Below are 14,819 nucleotides of genomic sequence, written 5' to 3'. Positions count from 1 at the left end.
GGAGCGGTTCAGACGGCCATGGGGACGCCTGCCGCACCGCCGTCATCGTCCGGCCCGTCGCCGTCACCCCTCAGCGCGTCGCCCACGCGATCGAAGGCGGAGCGCTGCGAGTCGATCCGTACGAAGGTGTAGATGTCCATGGTCACGCGGATCGAGCTGTGACCCAGAACCTCCATGATCATGCGAGCGTCGGCACCCTGCTCATGGAGCAGGGACGCGCAGGTGTGGCGCAGGTCGTGAAAGCGGACCTTGCGGACGCCGGCGCGGGCGGACAGGGCCTCGAAGGACCGGTTCAGGTTGCGCGGCTCGATGGGTGTCCCGTTCTTCGTCGTGAAGACGAGCCCCTTCCCGGTCCCCTTCCAGTTGTGGCCCGCGGCCTTCTGGTCGGCGATCTGCTGGACGCGCTGGGCACGGAGCGCGGTCACGCACTCGCAGCGCCACGCGCCGGGCCGAGCGCTGGGTCTTCGGCGCGACGATCAGCAGATCGCCCCCCACACGCTGAAGAGCCTGCCGGACGGTCAGAACCCCGTCGAGAAGATCCACGTCCGACCAGCGCAGCCCCAGCAGCTCACCCCGCCGGAGCCCGATGCGGACCGCCAGCTCGTACGCGGCCCAGAGCCGGTTGTCCCGGGCCGCCGTCAGGAGCTGACGTCCCTCCTTGGCGGTGAGTGGTTCGATCTCGCGCTTGGTTCCCATGCTCAGCTCCACGTTCCGGGCCACGTTTCGGGGCAGCTCGTCTTCGCGTACGGCGTGCTGGAGAGCGGCACGCAGGATCACCAGCAGGAAGCGAACGGTTCGGTCAGACGGGAGCTTCCTGCAGCACTTCCGGAGAGCGCAGCAGCGCCGCTTATGCTCCGGCCGCTTCTTGTCCTTGCCCTGCGCGCAGCACTGGCAGGTGACTGCCGTCTTCGCGAGGAAGGCGCGGATGTCGCGGGCGGTGAGCCGAACGAGCTTCTTCTTGCCAAACTCCGCGGTGACGTAGTTGCGGACGAGGGATTCGTAGTTGACGTACGTCGTCCGGCGAACCTTGCCCTTGGCGACGTTCGTCAGCCAGTACGTCAGGTACTCGGCGACCGTCATCTTGCTGGTGGCGACGGGGAGGCCGTTGAGGGAGTCGGCCTTGAGCTTGGTCAGCTTCTCGTGTGCCTCGTCCCAGGTCTTGCCGTAGACGCTGCGTCGCTTGTAAGTGCCGTCCGTCGTCAGGACGTACGCGCTGCCCTCCCAACGGCCGTCCTTGCGCTGGTAGATGGTGCCCTCGTTGTTGGCGTTCTTCTTCGACGCAGCCATCAGGCGGCTTCCTGTTCGGTCTGGAGGGATATGTAGTCGTACATGGCGGATTCGCTGATACGGCGGCAGCGGCCGATCTTGAAGGAGGCGAGTTCGCGCGAGCGGATCAGGTCGTGGACCTTCCAGCGGCTGATGCCGAGACGTTCGGCGACCTGGTCGACGGTGAGCACAGCCGTCGTCATGCGGGCACCAGTCCTTCCTGCTTGAGGCGTTGCGTATGGGCGATGTCGTGGCGGACCTGGGCGGCAAGGAGTTCTTCGCCGGGGCGGTAGCCGCTGCTGAGGTAGGTCCAGGAGGAGGCGGTGACGAGGGTGGTGTTCTCGTCGGTGGTGGGGAGGCCGGCGCGGGTGCGGGCGGCTTCGGCCTGTGCGAGGCGCCAGGCCCGGCGTACGTCGCGGAGCGCGCCGAGCGTGGTGGAGTAGGCACGGGACTTGCTGGAGAAGTGGCCGCGGAAGCCGAGCATGTGGGCCCACTTCCAGAGCTTGAGGTGGGCGAACTCCGGCAGGTGCCCGAGGGCCCAGGCGGTGCGGATCATCTGCCGTACGTGCTGCTGGATGGGCAGGGCCTTGATGGGTTCGGCCTGTCCGGTGCCGTCGCAGTCGGCGCACTGGTCGTGAAAGCCGTCTGGACCGCGTACGTAGCCGCGTCCGGCGCAGGGGCGGCACATCAGGGTGCGATCTACGGTGCCCGCGCCTTCGGCGTTCTTGGTGGCGTACTTGGCGACGTATCCGGCGACCTTGGCATCTGTGTACTCGGCGACCCTAGCGTCGGTGAGTTCGCCGTCGGCCAGAGCGGTGATGGGGTCGACCTTGTACCGGCCGCCCCAGGCGATGACGCGTTCACCGATGGCGTCGGACTCGACAGTGAGCCGGGCACGCTCGACGGCTGAGCCCACGGCGGCGTTCAGGGCGGCGAAGGTGGCCCAGGGCGGGGGCGCAGTGGTGTGGCCGTCGGGTCCGTCGAAGCGGATCACGGCGTGGAAGTGGACCAGGCCGCGCTTCTGGTACTCGGCGACCTTGGCGAAGGAGACGCGCAGGGCAGCGTTGAGCGCTTTCTGTGTCATGCCGAGGTGACAGGCCAGGGCACGGCGCATGTAGGTGGTGAAGCGTGCCCAGAGCTGTCCGGCGTGGGCGTTCCAGAGCACGGCTCCGGTGTAGTCGTAGGTGGCTGGGTTCAGCGGGGTGCCGAGTTCGGGGGCGTCTTCGGCGTGGGTGTCGCCGCAGGCGCAGGGGCGGGGCTTGCCCGCGTCGGTGGTGGGGCGGTTGTGGACGGGGCCGAAGGAGGGGGCGGTGAGAGTGACGAAGGCGCGGGGGTGGTCGCGGACGGTCTCGGCGACGTTCTTGCCACCGGACAGTCCTGCCTTGATCAGGTGGTAGGTGTCGGCGGCGTAGACGCGGGAGCAGGCGGAGCAGCGGGAGGCGCGGCGGTTGCCGCAGGTGGTCAAGAGCCGTCCCGAGGGTTCGTCTTCGGAGCGGTAGGAGCGGACCACTTCCTTGGTGGCCGTGTCGCTGATGATCGTGAAACCGTGCAGGTTCACGGGGCTGGTGCAGCCGCGCAGGTCGCGGACCTGTTGCTGTACCCGGTCGAAGTCGTGGGTGTTGGCCAGTTCGATCAGATCCCGCAGGCCAGGGCTGATGACGTGGCGCAGGTCGAGGGGGCGGCGCATGGGTGGAGGGGTCTCCCTTCTGGCGTGAGGGTGGGCGCCTGCGGGCAGCAGCGATCAGTGCGTTCGTGCTGCTGCCCGCAGGCATGACGGGTCGGCCCAGGGGTGGGCGAGGGTGGGCAGTGCCGGGAAGGCCGGCTGCAGGGGTGGAGCTACAGGGCGGCGTGGAGGGCGGTGGCCATGGGTTGGCCGATGCCGAGTCGCCTCTTGAGCTGGGCCGCTGTGATGGGTTCGCCGTGCTCGTCGTGGTGGGACGCGGCGATGGAGCGTGCTTCGGTCAGCAGCGGCTCAGGCACCTTGACCGCAGGCGCGGTCACGACAGCCGCGGGTGTGACGGGAACCGGGGTGGTGACCGGACCTACCGGGGCCGGGTTCTGCGGGGCGGGCGGCGGGGCGGGTTCTGTCTCGGCAGAGGCCGGGGCGAGTCCTTGAGCCGGTTCTGTGTCGGCAGTGGGAGCCGGGTCGGCCGCATCGGCGGCGACCGTGTGGAAGGAGCGCAGGAGTTGCGGGCCGACCGCTCCCCAGCCAAGGAGCAGCACCGGGGCCACCGCGTCGACGGCGGCGCGGCCGTAGTGCTGGGCGGCGATGGGCTCGGCGATGTTGAGGGCCAGGGTCAGCAGCCCGGAGACGTGCATGAGGCGGGTGGCCGCCTTCATCTGCTCTGAGGGGACACCGCGCAAGGAGAGGTAGCGCAGGGCGACCAGGAGACCGACCACGGAAAGGTCGACCATGGGGGCGATCAGGGGCGCGATGGGGGCGGGAACGCCGAGGCGCAGGGCCAGGGACCAGACGTTGCCGAAGGAGAAGACGAACGCCAGGGCGGCGATGATGCCCATGATCACGGTCACGGTGCGCTGGGTGATCCGGTCCTCAGACATTGGGATTTCACCTCCTCTCGTGGTGTCGGTGGGACTCGGCGGGGGCGGTCACGGCCTGGGGGCGAGGCCGGCCCGGCGGGCGGCGTTCGGGCCGAGGTAGGTCTCCAGGACCCGGCGTTCGTGGGCATTGGCGACGCGGTAGGCGGCGATACCGATCCGTCCGGCCAAGTCGAAGTCCTGAGCGGTGATCGCCTTATGCATGTGCCGGATGTAGATCCTCATGAATCGGCGCATGTCAGGCCGCCAACGGCGTGGAGCTGTCGTCGTCGGGGTCTTCCTTTGTGAGGTCCACAACCGTCCGTCCGGTCAGGTCCTCCAGGAGCCGGGCCGGGTGGCGCACCAGATGGGTAGTGGCTTCGGCGACGCGGGCGGCGTCCTCGTCAGCGACATAGGGAGTGCGGATGCGGATGAAGCCGGGGCGGCCGTGCTGGGACATGACCGCGACACCGACATACGCGGGGTCCTGGAGGAGGACCGGGCTCGCGTCGGGCCACTCGCGGATGTCGTCGCCGAGCGCGGCCACGGCGGCGTCAGCGGTCTTCTGCGCGAAGGACAGACCGACCGGGCAGACATCGCGGATGAAGGTGGGGATGGCGTCCCCGGTGGTCTTCTGCGTGGTGAGCAGGGTCAGGAAGCCGACCGAGCGGCCCTTCTTCACCAGGTCCTCCGTGAGCCGGGCATTCTCCGCAGCGAATGCCGCCAGCCGCTTCGTGGCGGGGTCGGAGCCCTTGTGGTCACGGAAGTAGGTGTGAGCCTCGTCGATAACTATGACGATCAAGGGCCAGTCAGCCGACGGACCGACGTGCCACATGTTCTTCCGGCCCAGCACCTTGCGGATGCTCGCGGAGCGGGCACGGCGCAGCTCCACCAACTCCTTGAGGAGCTTGTTCGCTTCCTCCAGGTCATCCCCGCAGAACGCGAACGCCCGCTGCACCAGGTCGGCGTAGTCGCCCTCGTAGGCGTGCGACACCTTCCCGTCGAAGAAGACGAACTGCACGGCCGGCGAGGGCGCCCAGTCACACACCAGCCGGTTCACACACGAGGTCTTTCCGAAGCCCGGCAGACCGCCGACAGCCACTCCGGGCACCTCCTTGAGGGGCACAAAGACGGGCATGCCGAACTCGTCCACCCCCAGGTCCCACCTCGCGTACTCCTCCGGCGGGCGTCCGGTGGGCACGTGAACGGTTGGCGTGATCAGCGGGTCCACGCGCACCCCGCGCAGCATGACGTGTCCGGGCTTATCCCCCGGCAGCGCTGACACTCGGGTCATACGCCAGGCATCCGCCAGGTAGGGGGCCGCCTTCTGGTACTCGGCCAGGCCGACGCCCGGCAGACAGGTCGCCCGTGCGATCACCCCGAACGCGTCATGCGTGACCTTCAGCGCGGGGACCAGCACGCGGGGCTTGTTCTCCGTGTTCGCCAGCGAGGCCAACGGGGTCGGCATCTTGTCCGTGGCGCACAGCTTCAGCATCTGCGCGAGCCGCTTCCACGTCCGCCGCACCCGCACGGCCTGCCGGATGGACTGCCGCGTCATGGCATCGGCCCGCAGGTAGCGCGCCACCCACCACACCGACCAGCCGACCAGCACCACCAGAGCCACGCCGACGACCAGGGGCGCGTAGCCGAAGACCCCTCCGGCCAGGTCGTTGTCCTTCATGTCTTGCTCTCCCGAGAGTTGTAGAGGAAGGCCCCGAGGGCCGATTCGAGCGCCGCCCGGTCTGGGTTGGCGAGGCGGGGAAAGCCGTAGCCGACGAGCACGGCCGCCACCGAGGTGATGAGGGAGTCACTGAGCCGGGCATCCGGCCCGGCGTGAGGCAGTGGGTAGCCGCACTCGACGCCGGACCGGAACGCAGAACCGCTCACGCCGCCTCAGCAGCCGAAGCCGGGCCGCCGCCCAGGTCCAGGCGGTCTGCGCGGTAGGCGATGCCGTCCGACAGCGACCCGTTGAAGATCCGGGCCCACGGAGTGGCGAACAGCTCCACCGGCATGACCGGCACACCCGGCTTGAGGCCGTTGGGGAGACCGGTCTCCGGAACCGTGATCTTCAGGGCCTCGGCGCGGTCCTCCTCCATGAAGAAGAGCGTGACCGTGAACAGCTTCGCGCCGGTCTCACGGTCGGTCGCGAACTGAGTCTTCTCGGCGTCCGCGTACTTCGGCACCGGCAGGTTGCCGACCATGAACGACGCGGACGGGAGCAGCCCAACACGGATACGAGCCATGGGTGTTGTGTCCTTTCGGTAGGCCCTCCGCCGAGCGGCGGGGTGCGACCTATAGAACCTCGCTCACCTAGCACTGTCAAGTGACAGGAGTGAGCTAGATGTAGAGTGACGCAGTTCAGCTATGTCAGTGGGGTGTGCTAGGGCAGCTAGGGGTCGCTACCCTTGGGGCATGACTCCCGCGCCAGAGAAGAAGCAGGATCGCCGGCCGCCGTATCAACACGCAGCCGACGAGCTCAGGCGCGACATCAAGCAAGGCCGCTTCAAGCCGGGCGAACAGATGCCGTCCGTCCGTGAGCTCCAGGAGCGCTTCGGTGTGGCCAACATGACCGCACGAAGCGCGCTGAACGTGCTGCGGGACGAAGGGCTGATCTACACCATCCATGGCCGGGGTAGCTTCGTCGCCGACGTCGCCGACGGTACGGGCGAGTTCACCATCGACTACAACCCGCCCGCCTGGTACCTGGCCAAGAAGGACAAGGAAGGGCCGGGTGAAGGGGGCGAGGAGAGAGAGCCCGGTAGCGAATCCACCGGGTCCACCCTCATCAAACTCCTTGCCGACCTACGCGACGAGATCCGAGAACTCAGCGCGGAGCACCAGGAGCTGCGTCGGGAAGTCGAGGCCCTGAAGAAGGCCCAGCAGCCGCCACGCTCTTGAGCCGAGCGACATCCTGTCGCATTTGCGTCGCCTCGCGGCCGAGCCTCGTCACCGTGGCCCTCATCTCGCGGACCAGTGCGACCGCCTCTGCCACCTCCCGGCCGTGAATGGCGATCAGCTTCCTTTCTGAGTGGCGTATCTGCTCGGTCATGTCTCCCCGTTCCCTGCGGTGCCGTTGTCCTGTTCAGTCGGCCGCCGCGGACTTGCCCGAAGGCTTGTCCAGTGGTCAACTTCCGCCGGATCAAGGCTTGCCCGTGCCGTCTGGCAAGCCGTCATCGCGGCTGTCGATAGGTCTATCTGCCAGACCGGACACCTGCGTGGTGTGCGGCGCAGTGCTCCCGCGGGGCAGGCAGAATCCGTCCCTCGGATTCCCTTGCGTCCCGCTGGGCGGGAATCAGCGCCTTTCCACACCCACATCGCTCGTCCTTCCAGTCGCCGGCCAGGTGCATCAGCGGTCCGGAGAAACGTCGGTTTGGGTAACAGACGACCGTCGGCTATGTTCCGCCGCCGCTTCTTTGGGGACCGCCTATAGAGGTGTCGAACACCGCATCGGTGTGGCGTCCCGCTCCTGTGTCCCACGTCACTGCCCCTTCTCCGGTTCTGCGGCCGGAGTGGATCCCTGTCCTCATCTGCTACAGGTGTCGGGAAGTTCGTCGGTGTGACAGCCGCTCGGAAGAAATCAGTCCAGCACTCACTGCCGACCATCACGCCGACCACCAACCCCCGACCAAGATCACGAAAAGGTCACGGGATGACGGGGAGTGCCCCGACCAAGCCCGCAATGGCATCCTGCAAGCTCTGACCTGTGGATAAAGTTCGGCGACCGCAAGAGCGAACCAGCATAAAAGCGGATCTATCGGGCTTCGCGCGGCGCACGGATCGGCGACCGCCTGAGTGGTCGAGGTCAGTGCATGCCGCGTGTCGGGTCAGTGGCCCAGCGCAGCGGAGCTGTTCAGAGTTTCTTTACTGGATCAAGGCGGCCCGCCTACGGCGGGCCGCGCGCGCTGGCGGCCATGGGCCGCCGCCGCTCCTTGTCTCCGCCACCGCTCCGGCGGCCCCCACCCGCTCAGCGCGCAGCACCGCCGAGGCGGACAGCCAGAGCAGGAAGCAACCCGACCAGTCCGAGCGCCAGGACCAGGCCGACACCGACCAAGCGAGACCCTGCCACCCCGACCGACCCACGCTCCGCAGCCGACAGAACTCAAAGCCGCAGGCACGCCGATGCTCCAAGACTCTGGTCGCCAACGCCCAGGCCGGGAGAGGGCCGAGGGCCGTGACGAGTGGAAGAAGCGTGGCTGAGACCGGCGGGGGGTTGCTGGAGACACACGTGACGAGTGCTCGTTCGGCGCACCCGCCGTCGTGGCTGACTTTCGGTGGCTCAGGCCAGAACACCTCTCCAACTCGACAACTAGGAGCCGGGGTTGCAGCAACACCCGAATTCGAGCACGCCAACCGCCCCGGTACCATCGGCACCGGGGTCCTGAACAGGGATTCCGCGACCGGGCCACCCTGAATGCTGTCCAGGCGGAGGGGTGGTCCGGTCTTCTGCTTGTGGGTCTAAGGCTTAGCTGAGGGCCTTACCGACCTCGTAGATCGTGGGCCTGTCTTCGGGCGCCGAGCTGAGCATGGCGTCGATCAGTTCGCCCAGCTCGCCGCGCACCCGCACTGGTCGGCGTTTGCCACTCGCAACGGCTCGTCTCTGCTCAGGGCGGGATGCGTCGTCCGGGTACTCGACGGCTCGCCAGCCCGTAGCGGAAATGAGCAGGGACGCGCCGAGCGCGTACACGTCGGCTTCCTGCGTCGCCTCGGCCTCTCCGGTCGCAAGCACGCTGCGCGCGATCTCCGGCGCTTCGTAGTGGACGAGGCAGCCGCGGAACGGGAAGTCGTACCACTCGGGGATGTGCCCACCCCGGGCCAAAGCCAGGTCGATGAGGTGCGTGCGCTCCGGTCCGATGATGAAGTGCGCGGGTTGAACGTCGCCGTGGGCCCAGCCCTTGGCGTGCAGTTCGGCCAGTGCCTCTACGCAGCCGAGGGCCACGCTGATGTGCGGTTCAGTACGAGAGTCCGGCTCACGACAGGGCTTCCAGAGTTCGTAGAGGTCGGGCCCCTCGCGCCACGGCTGGATGTTCCAGGTGCCACGCTCCCACTCACCGTACGCGAAGTCGTTGAAGCCGATCCGATACAGCACGGCGCCTTCGCGTGCGGGGGCCAGCGCCGTCCAGGGTTGGGCGGGCCAGGCGGCCGTAGCCTCGATCGGATATCCGACCTTCACGGCGTATTGCCCTCGATGGCTCTCAACCTCCCAGACCATGGAGCCCCGGCGATTGACAACCAGGCGCTGAGCCTTGGGCATGAGCGCATCGACCACGACGATCGGCAGTTCAGGGGGTGTCCCGGACAACGTCAGCTCTCCTTCCGGGCAACGCGGCCGACCCCAATTGAGGTCGACCGCGCCGCTGGTGTCGTGTCGCTACGCCTGACCGTACGGACGGCCGCAGTCCGAGTCGCACTGCGCGAGGTTGGTGCCGTCCACGGTCCAGAGGTCGTCGAAGACCATGAACCCGGCCGCCTTCATCGCGTGCGCGGAGGCGGCGACCATCTCCGGGTCACGCCCGCCACCGCCCGGCTTCGGGTTGTGGTGGAGGAAGCGGCCGGCGAACCGCTGGCACAGGTCGGCGTACTCCTTCGTATGCAGGATGAGCGCGTGCAGACCGAGGTCCACGTCGTCCGACGGGACCATGGGGACGGTTGCGGTCGCGGCGGCGACTACGAAGGCCACTGCCTGGTCCGCGATCCGCTCTGCCCGGCCGGAGGACTGCCCGTTGTGGAGGACCACGAAGTGCGTGAGGCTCTCGAACAGCTCCTCACCGGCCACCATGCGCCCGGTCTTCTGGTCGTTGGCCGTTGCCGTCATGCGAATGCTCCTTGATTGTCTCTGTGGTCTGGTACTTGCGCCCGCACCGGTCGTCGAGGCGTGGCCTTTGACAGGCGGGGCCTAGAAGACCCCCCCGAACGGGGAGGGGGAGCCAAGGGATGTGGCACCCCATTCGGGGCGGCCGGTCTACTGGCTGATACCGAGGGCCATGCCGATCACCAGGCCACACGACCCGCTGATCACGATGACGAACAGAACCCCCGCGTACCGGCCGATGGCGCGCATCACAGCCCGCCCCGGCTGTTGCCGTTCTTGATGGCAAGTCGGGCGCTCAGTTCCTCCCTTGCAGGCGGTGCCACCACGTCGTCCGGCATGGCATCCCACTCGATGCCGCCACCAACGGGTCTCATCTGCACCCGGGCGCCGACCTCCGCCATGACGACGCCGATACGGCCGGTGGCAGTGTCCTTCGCCAGTTCACTGATGCCTGGTCTGGTCTGCTGGTTGCTCGCCATGCGAACGAGCATCCTGCCGCTCATCGGGACGTCGGAACCACCGCAGAACCCCAGTTGGGGACGTCCCGCATCGGGTAGAACGTCCCTGGTGCCGTCCCCAGGTCTTAGGAGAGATTGAAATGCCGAACGAGAGGTTACGAGCTGCCATGGCAGCTGGCGGCTGGACGTATAGCGCCCTCGCGGACAAGGTCGAAGTCGATCCCAAGTCGATCGAACGATGGGTCAACCAGGGGCGAACACCACGTCGTGCAACCGCCATGCTGGCAGCGGAAACGCTAGGAGAAGACGTGCACGCTCTATGGCCCGCGCTCCGGCAGGCTCGCCCTGCCCGCGCTGTCAGTCCGGAACTGGTGGCTCTGTACGACAAGCGGGCGGACATCCCCGTGTCCACCCTTGTGGACATGCTGGCCCAAGCCCGCGCGCACATTGACGTGTTGGTGTACGCAGCCGTCTTCCTGCATGAGGCGTATCCGCGGCTCAATGACTTGCTGCGGGAGCGAGCTGCGGACGGGTGTGCAGTGCGAATCGCGATCGGTGATCCGGACAGTCCAAACGTGCAACAGCGTGGCGAGGAGGAGCGGTTCGGGCACGGAATCGAGTCCCGATGCCGACTTGCACTCATGCACTACCGCCCCCTTGCCGGGGTATCTGGCATCGAGGTGCGGACTCATGCGACCACGCTCTACAACTCGATCTATCGTGCGGATGACCAGGCGTTGGTCAACGCCCACGTGTGGGGCGTGAACGCTTACGGCGCCCCGGTGTGGCACCTCCGCCGCAGCGAACCGGGCGGGATGTTCGACACCTACGCCAGCAGCTTCGACGCTATGGGACACCGCAACACCAGTAAGGGAAGAGTGACCGTGGCACGGACCGAGTACTACGACGACCCGGCGGCACCTGAGCCAAACAGCATGGTGGTCGCCGCGTCCGCCGTGGTTACCGACGACGAAGGGCGCCTGCTCTTGCAGCGCCGGCGGGACAACGACCTTTGGGCTCTCCCCGGCGGCGGCATGGAGATGGCCGACTCACTTCCTGGCACTGCCGTCCGGGAGGTGAAGGAGGAGACGGGTTTGGACGTGGAGATCACCGGGCTCGTGGGCACGTACACCGACCCTCGCCACGTCATCGCCTACTCGGACGGCGAGGTGCGCAGACAGTTCAACGTCTGCTTCACCGCCCGCGTGGTCGGCGGCCAACTCGCGATCTCGGAGGAGTCAACGGAGCTGCGGTTCGTCCCACCGGAGGAGATTGAGCAACTGCCGATGCACCACACGCAGCGGCTCCGGGTACGCCACTTCCTGGAACACCGTGAGCGCCCCTATCTTGGCTGATCGCGCGTGCGGCACAGCTTTCGATCTTTCTACGTGTGGTGTGCCTTCGACCGAGCCTCAGATCTCCGAGCTCCTTGTCCATGGCTGCTGCCGTGCGCTGCTGTTGATGTCAGGAGTAAGTGTCAGACACAGCGTTGGAGATCGGCGATTTGGCCTGCAGGCATCTACTTGAGGTGCCCGACGGATCGGCGCCCCACCAGGCGGCAGGCTCGTTGCATGGCCATCCCAGTCGCACCTACCTGAGTGACGGCCTGGACAAGCGTTCATCCTGTCTGCGGTGTTGATGGATCGTCATGAGTGTGGGATATTGGTCTTTTTAGAATATGGGGGTCCTGTGAACGATCGCATCATGGCGCTTTACGAAATGGCATTCCGCGATCGCTATCAGGAGTCCTTTGAGGATGAATTTCAAGAATTCTTCTCCGAGATAATGGAGCGCGTACACCCTGACGGGGACTTTGTTCGGGTGCGCCCTTGGGGTAATTCAGGAGACAGGAAGAATGATGGCTACCTGATCTCCCAGCGTACCGTATTCGCCGTTTACGCTCCCAGAAAGCCGACGGCTTCTGGTATCAGAACTAAGGTTGAGACGGATTTTGCAGAGTGCCTGCCTCATTGGGAGGAGTATCTTGACCGCTGGATTTTCGTACACAATGATCGCGAGGGTCTAGGGCCAGACGCCCTCAAGGTCATTCTGGAAATAAATACCGCCCGCGGGGATAATGTCGCGAGCCCTTGGGGGCGAGAAGCCCTCCGTAAGCGTGTGATGGATCTGGAAATTGGCGACTTGCGATCCCTGTTCCCTAACGTCCCGACGTTTGAGGATTTTATTGAAGCAGGGATGGATCAGATTCAACCGGTCCTGGACCACCTGGACCGCGCGAGGGTCCCAGCTCGCGCCGACTTGCGTCCAGTGCCCGACGACAAGATGGAATACAACCTACTGTCTGATGCTACGCGCTCTTTGATCACGCTAGGCATGCCGCCTGCACAAGTAGTGCGTAACTACTACAGGCGGGTGAGTGATGAGCTACTACGGGATCAGACAGCGCAGGCATTTTCAGACAGGTACTCAGAGCTGCGTCAACTCGGCTTGAACCCGGACGAAATCTATTGGGAGCTCCGCAAGTGGGTCGGGGGGAGCGGAGCTCCTAGCCCCTCGCGCGAGGTCGGTGTTTATGGTGTACTGACCTACTTCTTCGAGGAATGCGATATATTCTTGCGTCCCGAGAGGAGTGCTGATCATGATTTTGCCAACTAAGGGAATTCCAGCTGATCGGGCTCTCCTGACTATCGGGGCTCAGATCATCAAAGAACTTGACGAGCCGAGCACAGTCAGCGGCCTATGGCACTTGGTCAGGCTGGATAGATCGAGGACGGAAGAGTATACCCCCCTGACCTTCGATTGGTTCGTTCTAGCGCTCGATCTCCTCTTTGCCGTTGGGGCGATCCGGATGGGTCCGGCAAACACAATTAGGCGGGCGACATGATTACTCGTATTTTCAGCAGCCTGCCTTCTTTTAAAGAAATTCGCCTACACCGAGGGCTGAACATTCTGCTTGCCGACGTCACCCCAGAATCCAAGGAAGTCGACACCAGGAACGGCGTCGGCAAAAGCAGTTTGATTGAGCTCCTGCATTTCCTCTTGGGTGGCAATGCGGACCCAAATAGTTTGTTCCGAAACGAAGCCTTGGTCTCGTATGAGTTCGGACTTGAACTGACCGTGACCCAGAACGGACGATCCCCTGGCGAAGCGTCCATCATCACGGTAGTGCGATCAGGAAGCCAGCCGTCTAAGGTCCGGATTGACGGTTGGGAAAGTGTGCTTGGTTCGCCTAGCGTCACCATCACAAACGCAGTCTGGAAGGCGCTGATCGCTAAGCACCTCTTCGGGCTTAGCGAATCAGAGACCTCTGTTTCCGCCTCGCCCTCGCCTCGCTCTCTCCTTTCCTATCTGATCCGTCGACAGTCGAGCGGCGGGTTTCAGGAAACAATCAAGCACACAACTCAGCAGTCGACTGCCGACCAACAAGTCAATCTGTCCTACCTATTGGGACTTGACTGGTCGATTTCAAGAGACTGGGAGACTGTCAGGCAGCGGGAGAAGTCGCTCAAGGAGCTCAAAAAAGCGGCCAAGGATGGCGCTATGGGTGACGCTATTGGTAAGTCTGCGGAACTGAGGGCGTCTCTCGCGATTGCGCAAGCCGGCGTCACGCGCCTTAACGAACAACTCAAAAGCTTTAGAGTAGTTGACGAGTACTCCGAGCTGCAGAAAGAGGCATCACGGCTTAGTAAGAAGATTTCTCAACACAACGATGAGAACACTCTAGATCGACGCTACCTGGATCGACTAGGCGACGATTCCAGAAATGAGCCTGTGCCGGATCCAGAAAATCTGAGGCTTCTCTATGATCTGGCTGGGGTGGAGCTTCCGGGGGTAGCTCTTGCGGCCTACGAAGACGTCCGCGCCTTTCACGAGTCAGTAATCTCAAATCGGCGTACTTACCTGCGGGAGGAGGTCGTAGCTACAGAGGCTAGAATCGCTGCGCGGGAAAATGAGATCAGATCCTTCGATACGCGCCGTGCTGAAGTAATGCAACTACTGAAGGCTGGCGGTGCTCTTGAAACATTCACGGAACTACAGAAAGAGTTGGGTCGCCGCGAGAATGAGGCGGAGAGGCTAAGCAAGCAGTACCAGGCCGCCGAGGCTTTGGAATCTCAGCAAGTACTGCTAGGACTTGAGCGGCAGCAGCTGCAGGAGCGCCTTCAGCGTGATTTTCGCGAGAGGTCCAACAGCGTTGATGAGGCGGCTGTCGTCTTCCAGGCGCTGTCGCATTCTATTTACGGGGACCGTGGAGGTTTGCTAGCGATCTCTAACACTGATAACGGCCCGAAATTCAGCGTGGGGATTGATGGTGAGCGTAGTAAGGGAATCACCAACATGCTCACATATTGCTTCGATTTGACGCTGATTAGTATCGCACTTCCCTCGCGGGCGCCTCGCGTGTTGGTTCACGACAGTCACATCTTCGATGGCGTTGATAGTCGGCAAATCGGCGCCGCGATCAGAACTGGCCACTCTGAGGCTCTGGAGCGCGGTTACCAGCATCTCATCACGTTGAATAGCGATAATCTCCCATCGGTTGAAGATGTGGACCTTGATTCCGTTGTTCTACCGGTTCGCTTGACCGACAAGTATGAAGACGGCGGTCTATTCGGTATCCGGTTCCGGTAACCAGCAAGACTGATCGGTGGAGCGGCTTTGGGCGAGAGCTGCCAGGGCGCAAGAGATCATGGCCCTTAAGTTTCGGGCGAGTCGGGCAGTCTGCGGACTGGCCGCGCGACGACGCGATGTGCGCCGCGAATGTGCCTTGCACTCATAGGGAGGGAAGG

17 protein-coding genes and 1 pseudogene are annotated in these 14,819 nt (G+C 64.7%); 6 read left to right on the top strand and 12 right to left on the bottom strand.

Going from position 1 to position 14,819, the window contains the following annotated elements; translation table 11 throughout:
* Nucleotides 1-8: 8 nt before the first annotated feature.
* From ABZ707_RS11650 to ABZ707_RS11610, 9 genes are all read right to left on the bottom strand, one after another.
* A complete protein-coding gene (locus tag ABZ707_RS11650) occupies nt 9-311 on the bottom strand; it encodes a tyrosine-type recombinase/integrase (RefSeq protein ID WP_360172565.1) in 303 nt (100 codons plus the stop codon).
* Nucleotides 202-1,287 carry a tyrosine-type recombinase/integrase gene (locus ABZ707_RS11645; RefSeq protein ID WP_360171650.1) on the bottom strand — a complete coding sequence of 362 codons (1,086 nt, stop codon included), beginning with the start codon at nt 1,285-1,287 and terminating at the stop codon, nt 202-204. Before ABZ707_RS11645 ends, ABZ707_RS11650 begins: the two co-directional genes overlap by 110 nt.
* Nucleotides 1,287-1,469 (bottom strand): helix-turn-helix domain-containing protein, encoded by a 183-nt coding sequence (locus ABZ707_RS11640; RefSeq protein WP_360171647.1) that lies wholly within the window; start codon nt 1,467-1,469, stop codon nt 1,287-1,289. The genes ABZ707_RS11645 and ABZ707_RS11640 overlap by 1 nt, the downstream gene beginning before the upstream one ends.
* Nucleotides 1,466-2,953, bottom strand: coding sequence for a replication initiator (locus ABZ707_RS11635; protein WP_360171644.1), 1,488 nt, complete (start codon nt 2,951-2,953; stop codon nt 1,466-1,468). Before ABZ707_RS11635 ends, ABZ707_RS11640 begins: the two co-directional genes overlap by 4 nt.
* 149 nt (nt 2,954-3,102) lie before the next feature.
* Nucleotides 3,103-3,828 (bottom strand): DUF2637 domain-containing protein, encoded by a 726-nt coding sequence (locus ABZ707_RS11630; RefSeq protein WP_360171641.1) that lies wholly within the window; start codon nt 3,826-3,828, stop codon nt 3,103-3,105.
* A gap of 48 nt (nt 3,829-3,876) precedes the next feature.
* A complete protein-coding gene (locus ABZ707_RS11625) occupies nt 3,877-4,029 on the bottom strand; it encodes a hypothetical protein (RefSeq protein WP_360171638.1) in 153 nt (50 codons plus the stop codon).
* Between the two features lie 34 nt (nt 4,030-4,063).
* Complete coding sequence (locus tag ABZ707_RS11620) at nt 4,064-5,485, bottom strand: FtsK/SpoIIIE domain-containing protein (RefSeq protein ID WP_360171635.1); 1,422 nt, start codon at nt 5,483-5,485, stop codon at nt 4,064-4,066.
* Nucleotides 5,482-5,691, bottom strand: coding sequence for a hypothetical protein (locus ABZ707_RS11615; RefSeq protein ID WP_360171632.1), 210 nt, complete (start codon nt 5,689-5,691; stop codon nt 5,482-5,484). Before ABZ707_RS11615 ends, ABZ707_RS11620 begins: the two co-directional genes overlap by 4 nt.
* Nucleotides 5,688-6,047 carry a hypothetical protein gene (locus tag ABZ707_RS11610; protein ID WP_360171629.1) on the bottom strand — a complete coding sequence of 120 codons (360 nt, stop codon included), beginning with the start codon at nt 6,045-6,047 and terminating at the stop codon, nt 5,688-5,690. Before ABZ707_RS11610 ends, ABZ707_RS11615 begins: the two co-directional genes overlap by 4 nt.
* Before the next feature lie 169 nt (nt 6,048-6,216).
* Here ABZ707_RS11610 and ABZ707_RS11605 point away from each other — a divergent pair, with 169 nt between their 5' ends.
* Nucleotides 6,217-6,702: a GntR family transcriptional regulator gene (locus ABZ707_RS11605; RefSeq protein ID WP_360171626.1), complete on the top strand. Its 486-nt coding sequence runs from the start codon at nt 6,217-6,219 to the stop codon at nt 6,700-6,702.
* A 1,564-nt stretch (nt 6,703-8,266) separates the two neighbouring features.
* Here ABZ707_RS11605 and ABZ707_RS11600 read toward each other — a convergent pair.
* From ABZ707_RS11600 to ABZ707_RS11590, 3 genes are all read right to left on the bottom strand, one after another.
* Nucleotides 8,267-9,103, bottom strand: coding sequence for a protein kinase (locus ABZ707_RS11600; protein ID WP_360171623.1), 837 nt, complete (start codon nt 9,101-9,103; stop codon nt 8,267-8,269).
* Nucleotides 9,104-9,172: 69 nt separating this feature from the next.
* Nucleotides 9,173-9,616: a hypothetical protein gene (locus tag ABZ707_RS11595; RefSeq protein ID WP_360171620.1), complete on the bottom strand. Its 444-nt coding sequence runs from the start codon at nt 9,614-9,616 to the stop codon at nt 9,173-9,175.
* Between the two features lie 245 nt (nt 9,617-9,861).
* Nucleotides 9,862-10,104, bottom strand: a complete 243-nt coding sequence (locus tag ABZ707_RS11590) for a hypothetical protein (protein ID WP_360171617.1) — start codon at nt 10,102-10,104, stop codon at nt 9,862-9,864.
* Nucleotides 10,105-10,211: 107 nt separating this feature from the next.
* Here ABZ707_RS11590 and ABZ707_RS11585 point away from each other — a divergent pair.
* The 5 genes and pseudogenes from ABZ707_RS11585 (at nt 10,212) to ABZ707_RS11565 (ending at nt 14,661) form a co-directional block, all read left to right on the top strand.
* Nucleotides 10,212-10,953, top strand: a pseudogene (locus ABZ707_RS11585) (helix-turn-helix domain-containing protein).
* Between the two features lie 2 nt (nt 10,954-10,955).
* Nucleotides 10,956-11,426, top strand: coding sequence for an NUDIX domain-containing protein (locus ABZ707_RS11580; protein ID WP_360171614.1), 471 nt, complete (start codon nt 10,956-10,958; stop codon nt 11,424-11,426).
* Nucleotides 11,427-11,760: 334 nt separating this feature from the next.
* Nucleotides 11,761-12,687 (top strand): ABC-three component system protein, encoded by a 927-nt coding sequence (locus ABZ707_RS11575; RefSeq protein ID WP_360171611.1) that lies wholly within the window; start codon nt 11,761-11,763, stop codon nt 12,685-12,687.
* On the top strand, nt 12,671-12,916 hold the full coding sequence (locus ABZ707_RS11570) for an ABC-three component system middle component 6 (RefSeq protein ID WP_360171608.1): 246 nt from the start codon (nt 12,671-12,673) through the stop codon (nt 12,914-12,916). The genes ABZ707_RS11575 and ABZ707_RS11570 overlap by 17 nt, the downstream gene beginning before the upstream one ends.
* Nucleotides 12,913-14,661, top strand: coding sequence for an ABC-three component system protein (locus ABZ707_RS11565; RefSeq protein ID WP_360171605.1), 1,749 nt, complete (start codon nt 12,913-12,915; stop codon nt 14,659-14,661). Before ABZ707_RS11570 ends, ABZ707_RS11565 begins: the two co-directional genes overlap by 4 nt.
* The last annotated feature ends 158 nt before the right edge of the window (nt 14,662-14,819 follow it).

The organism is Streptomyces sp. NPDC006923, from assembly GCF_040635655.1.
Taxonomy (GTDB): domain Bacteria; phylum Actinomycetota; class Actinomycetes; order Streptomycetales; family Streptomycetaceae; genus Streptomyces.
This window is presented reverse-complemented; position numbering and strand designations above follow the sequence as displayed.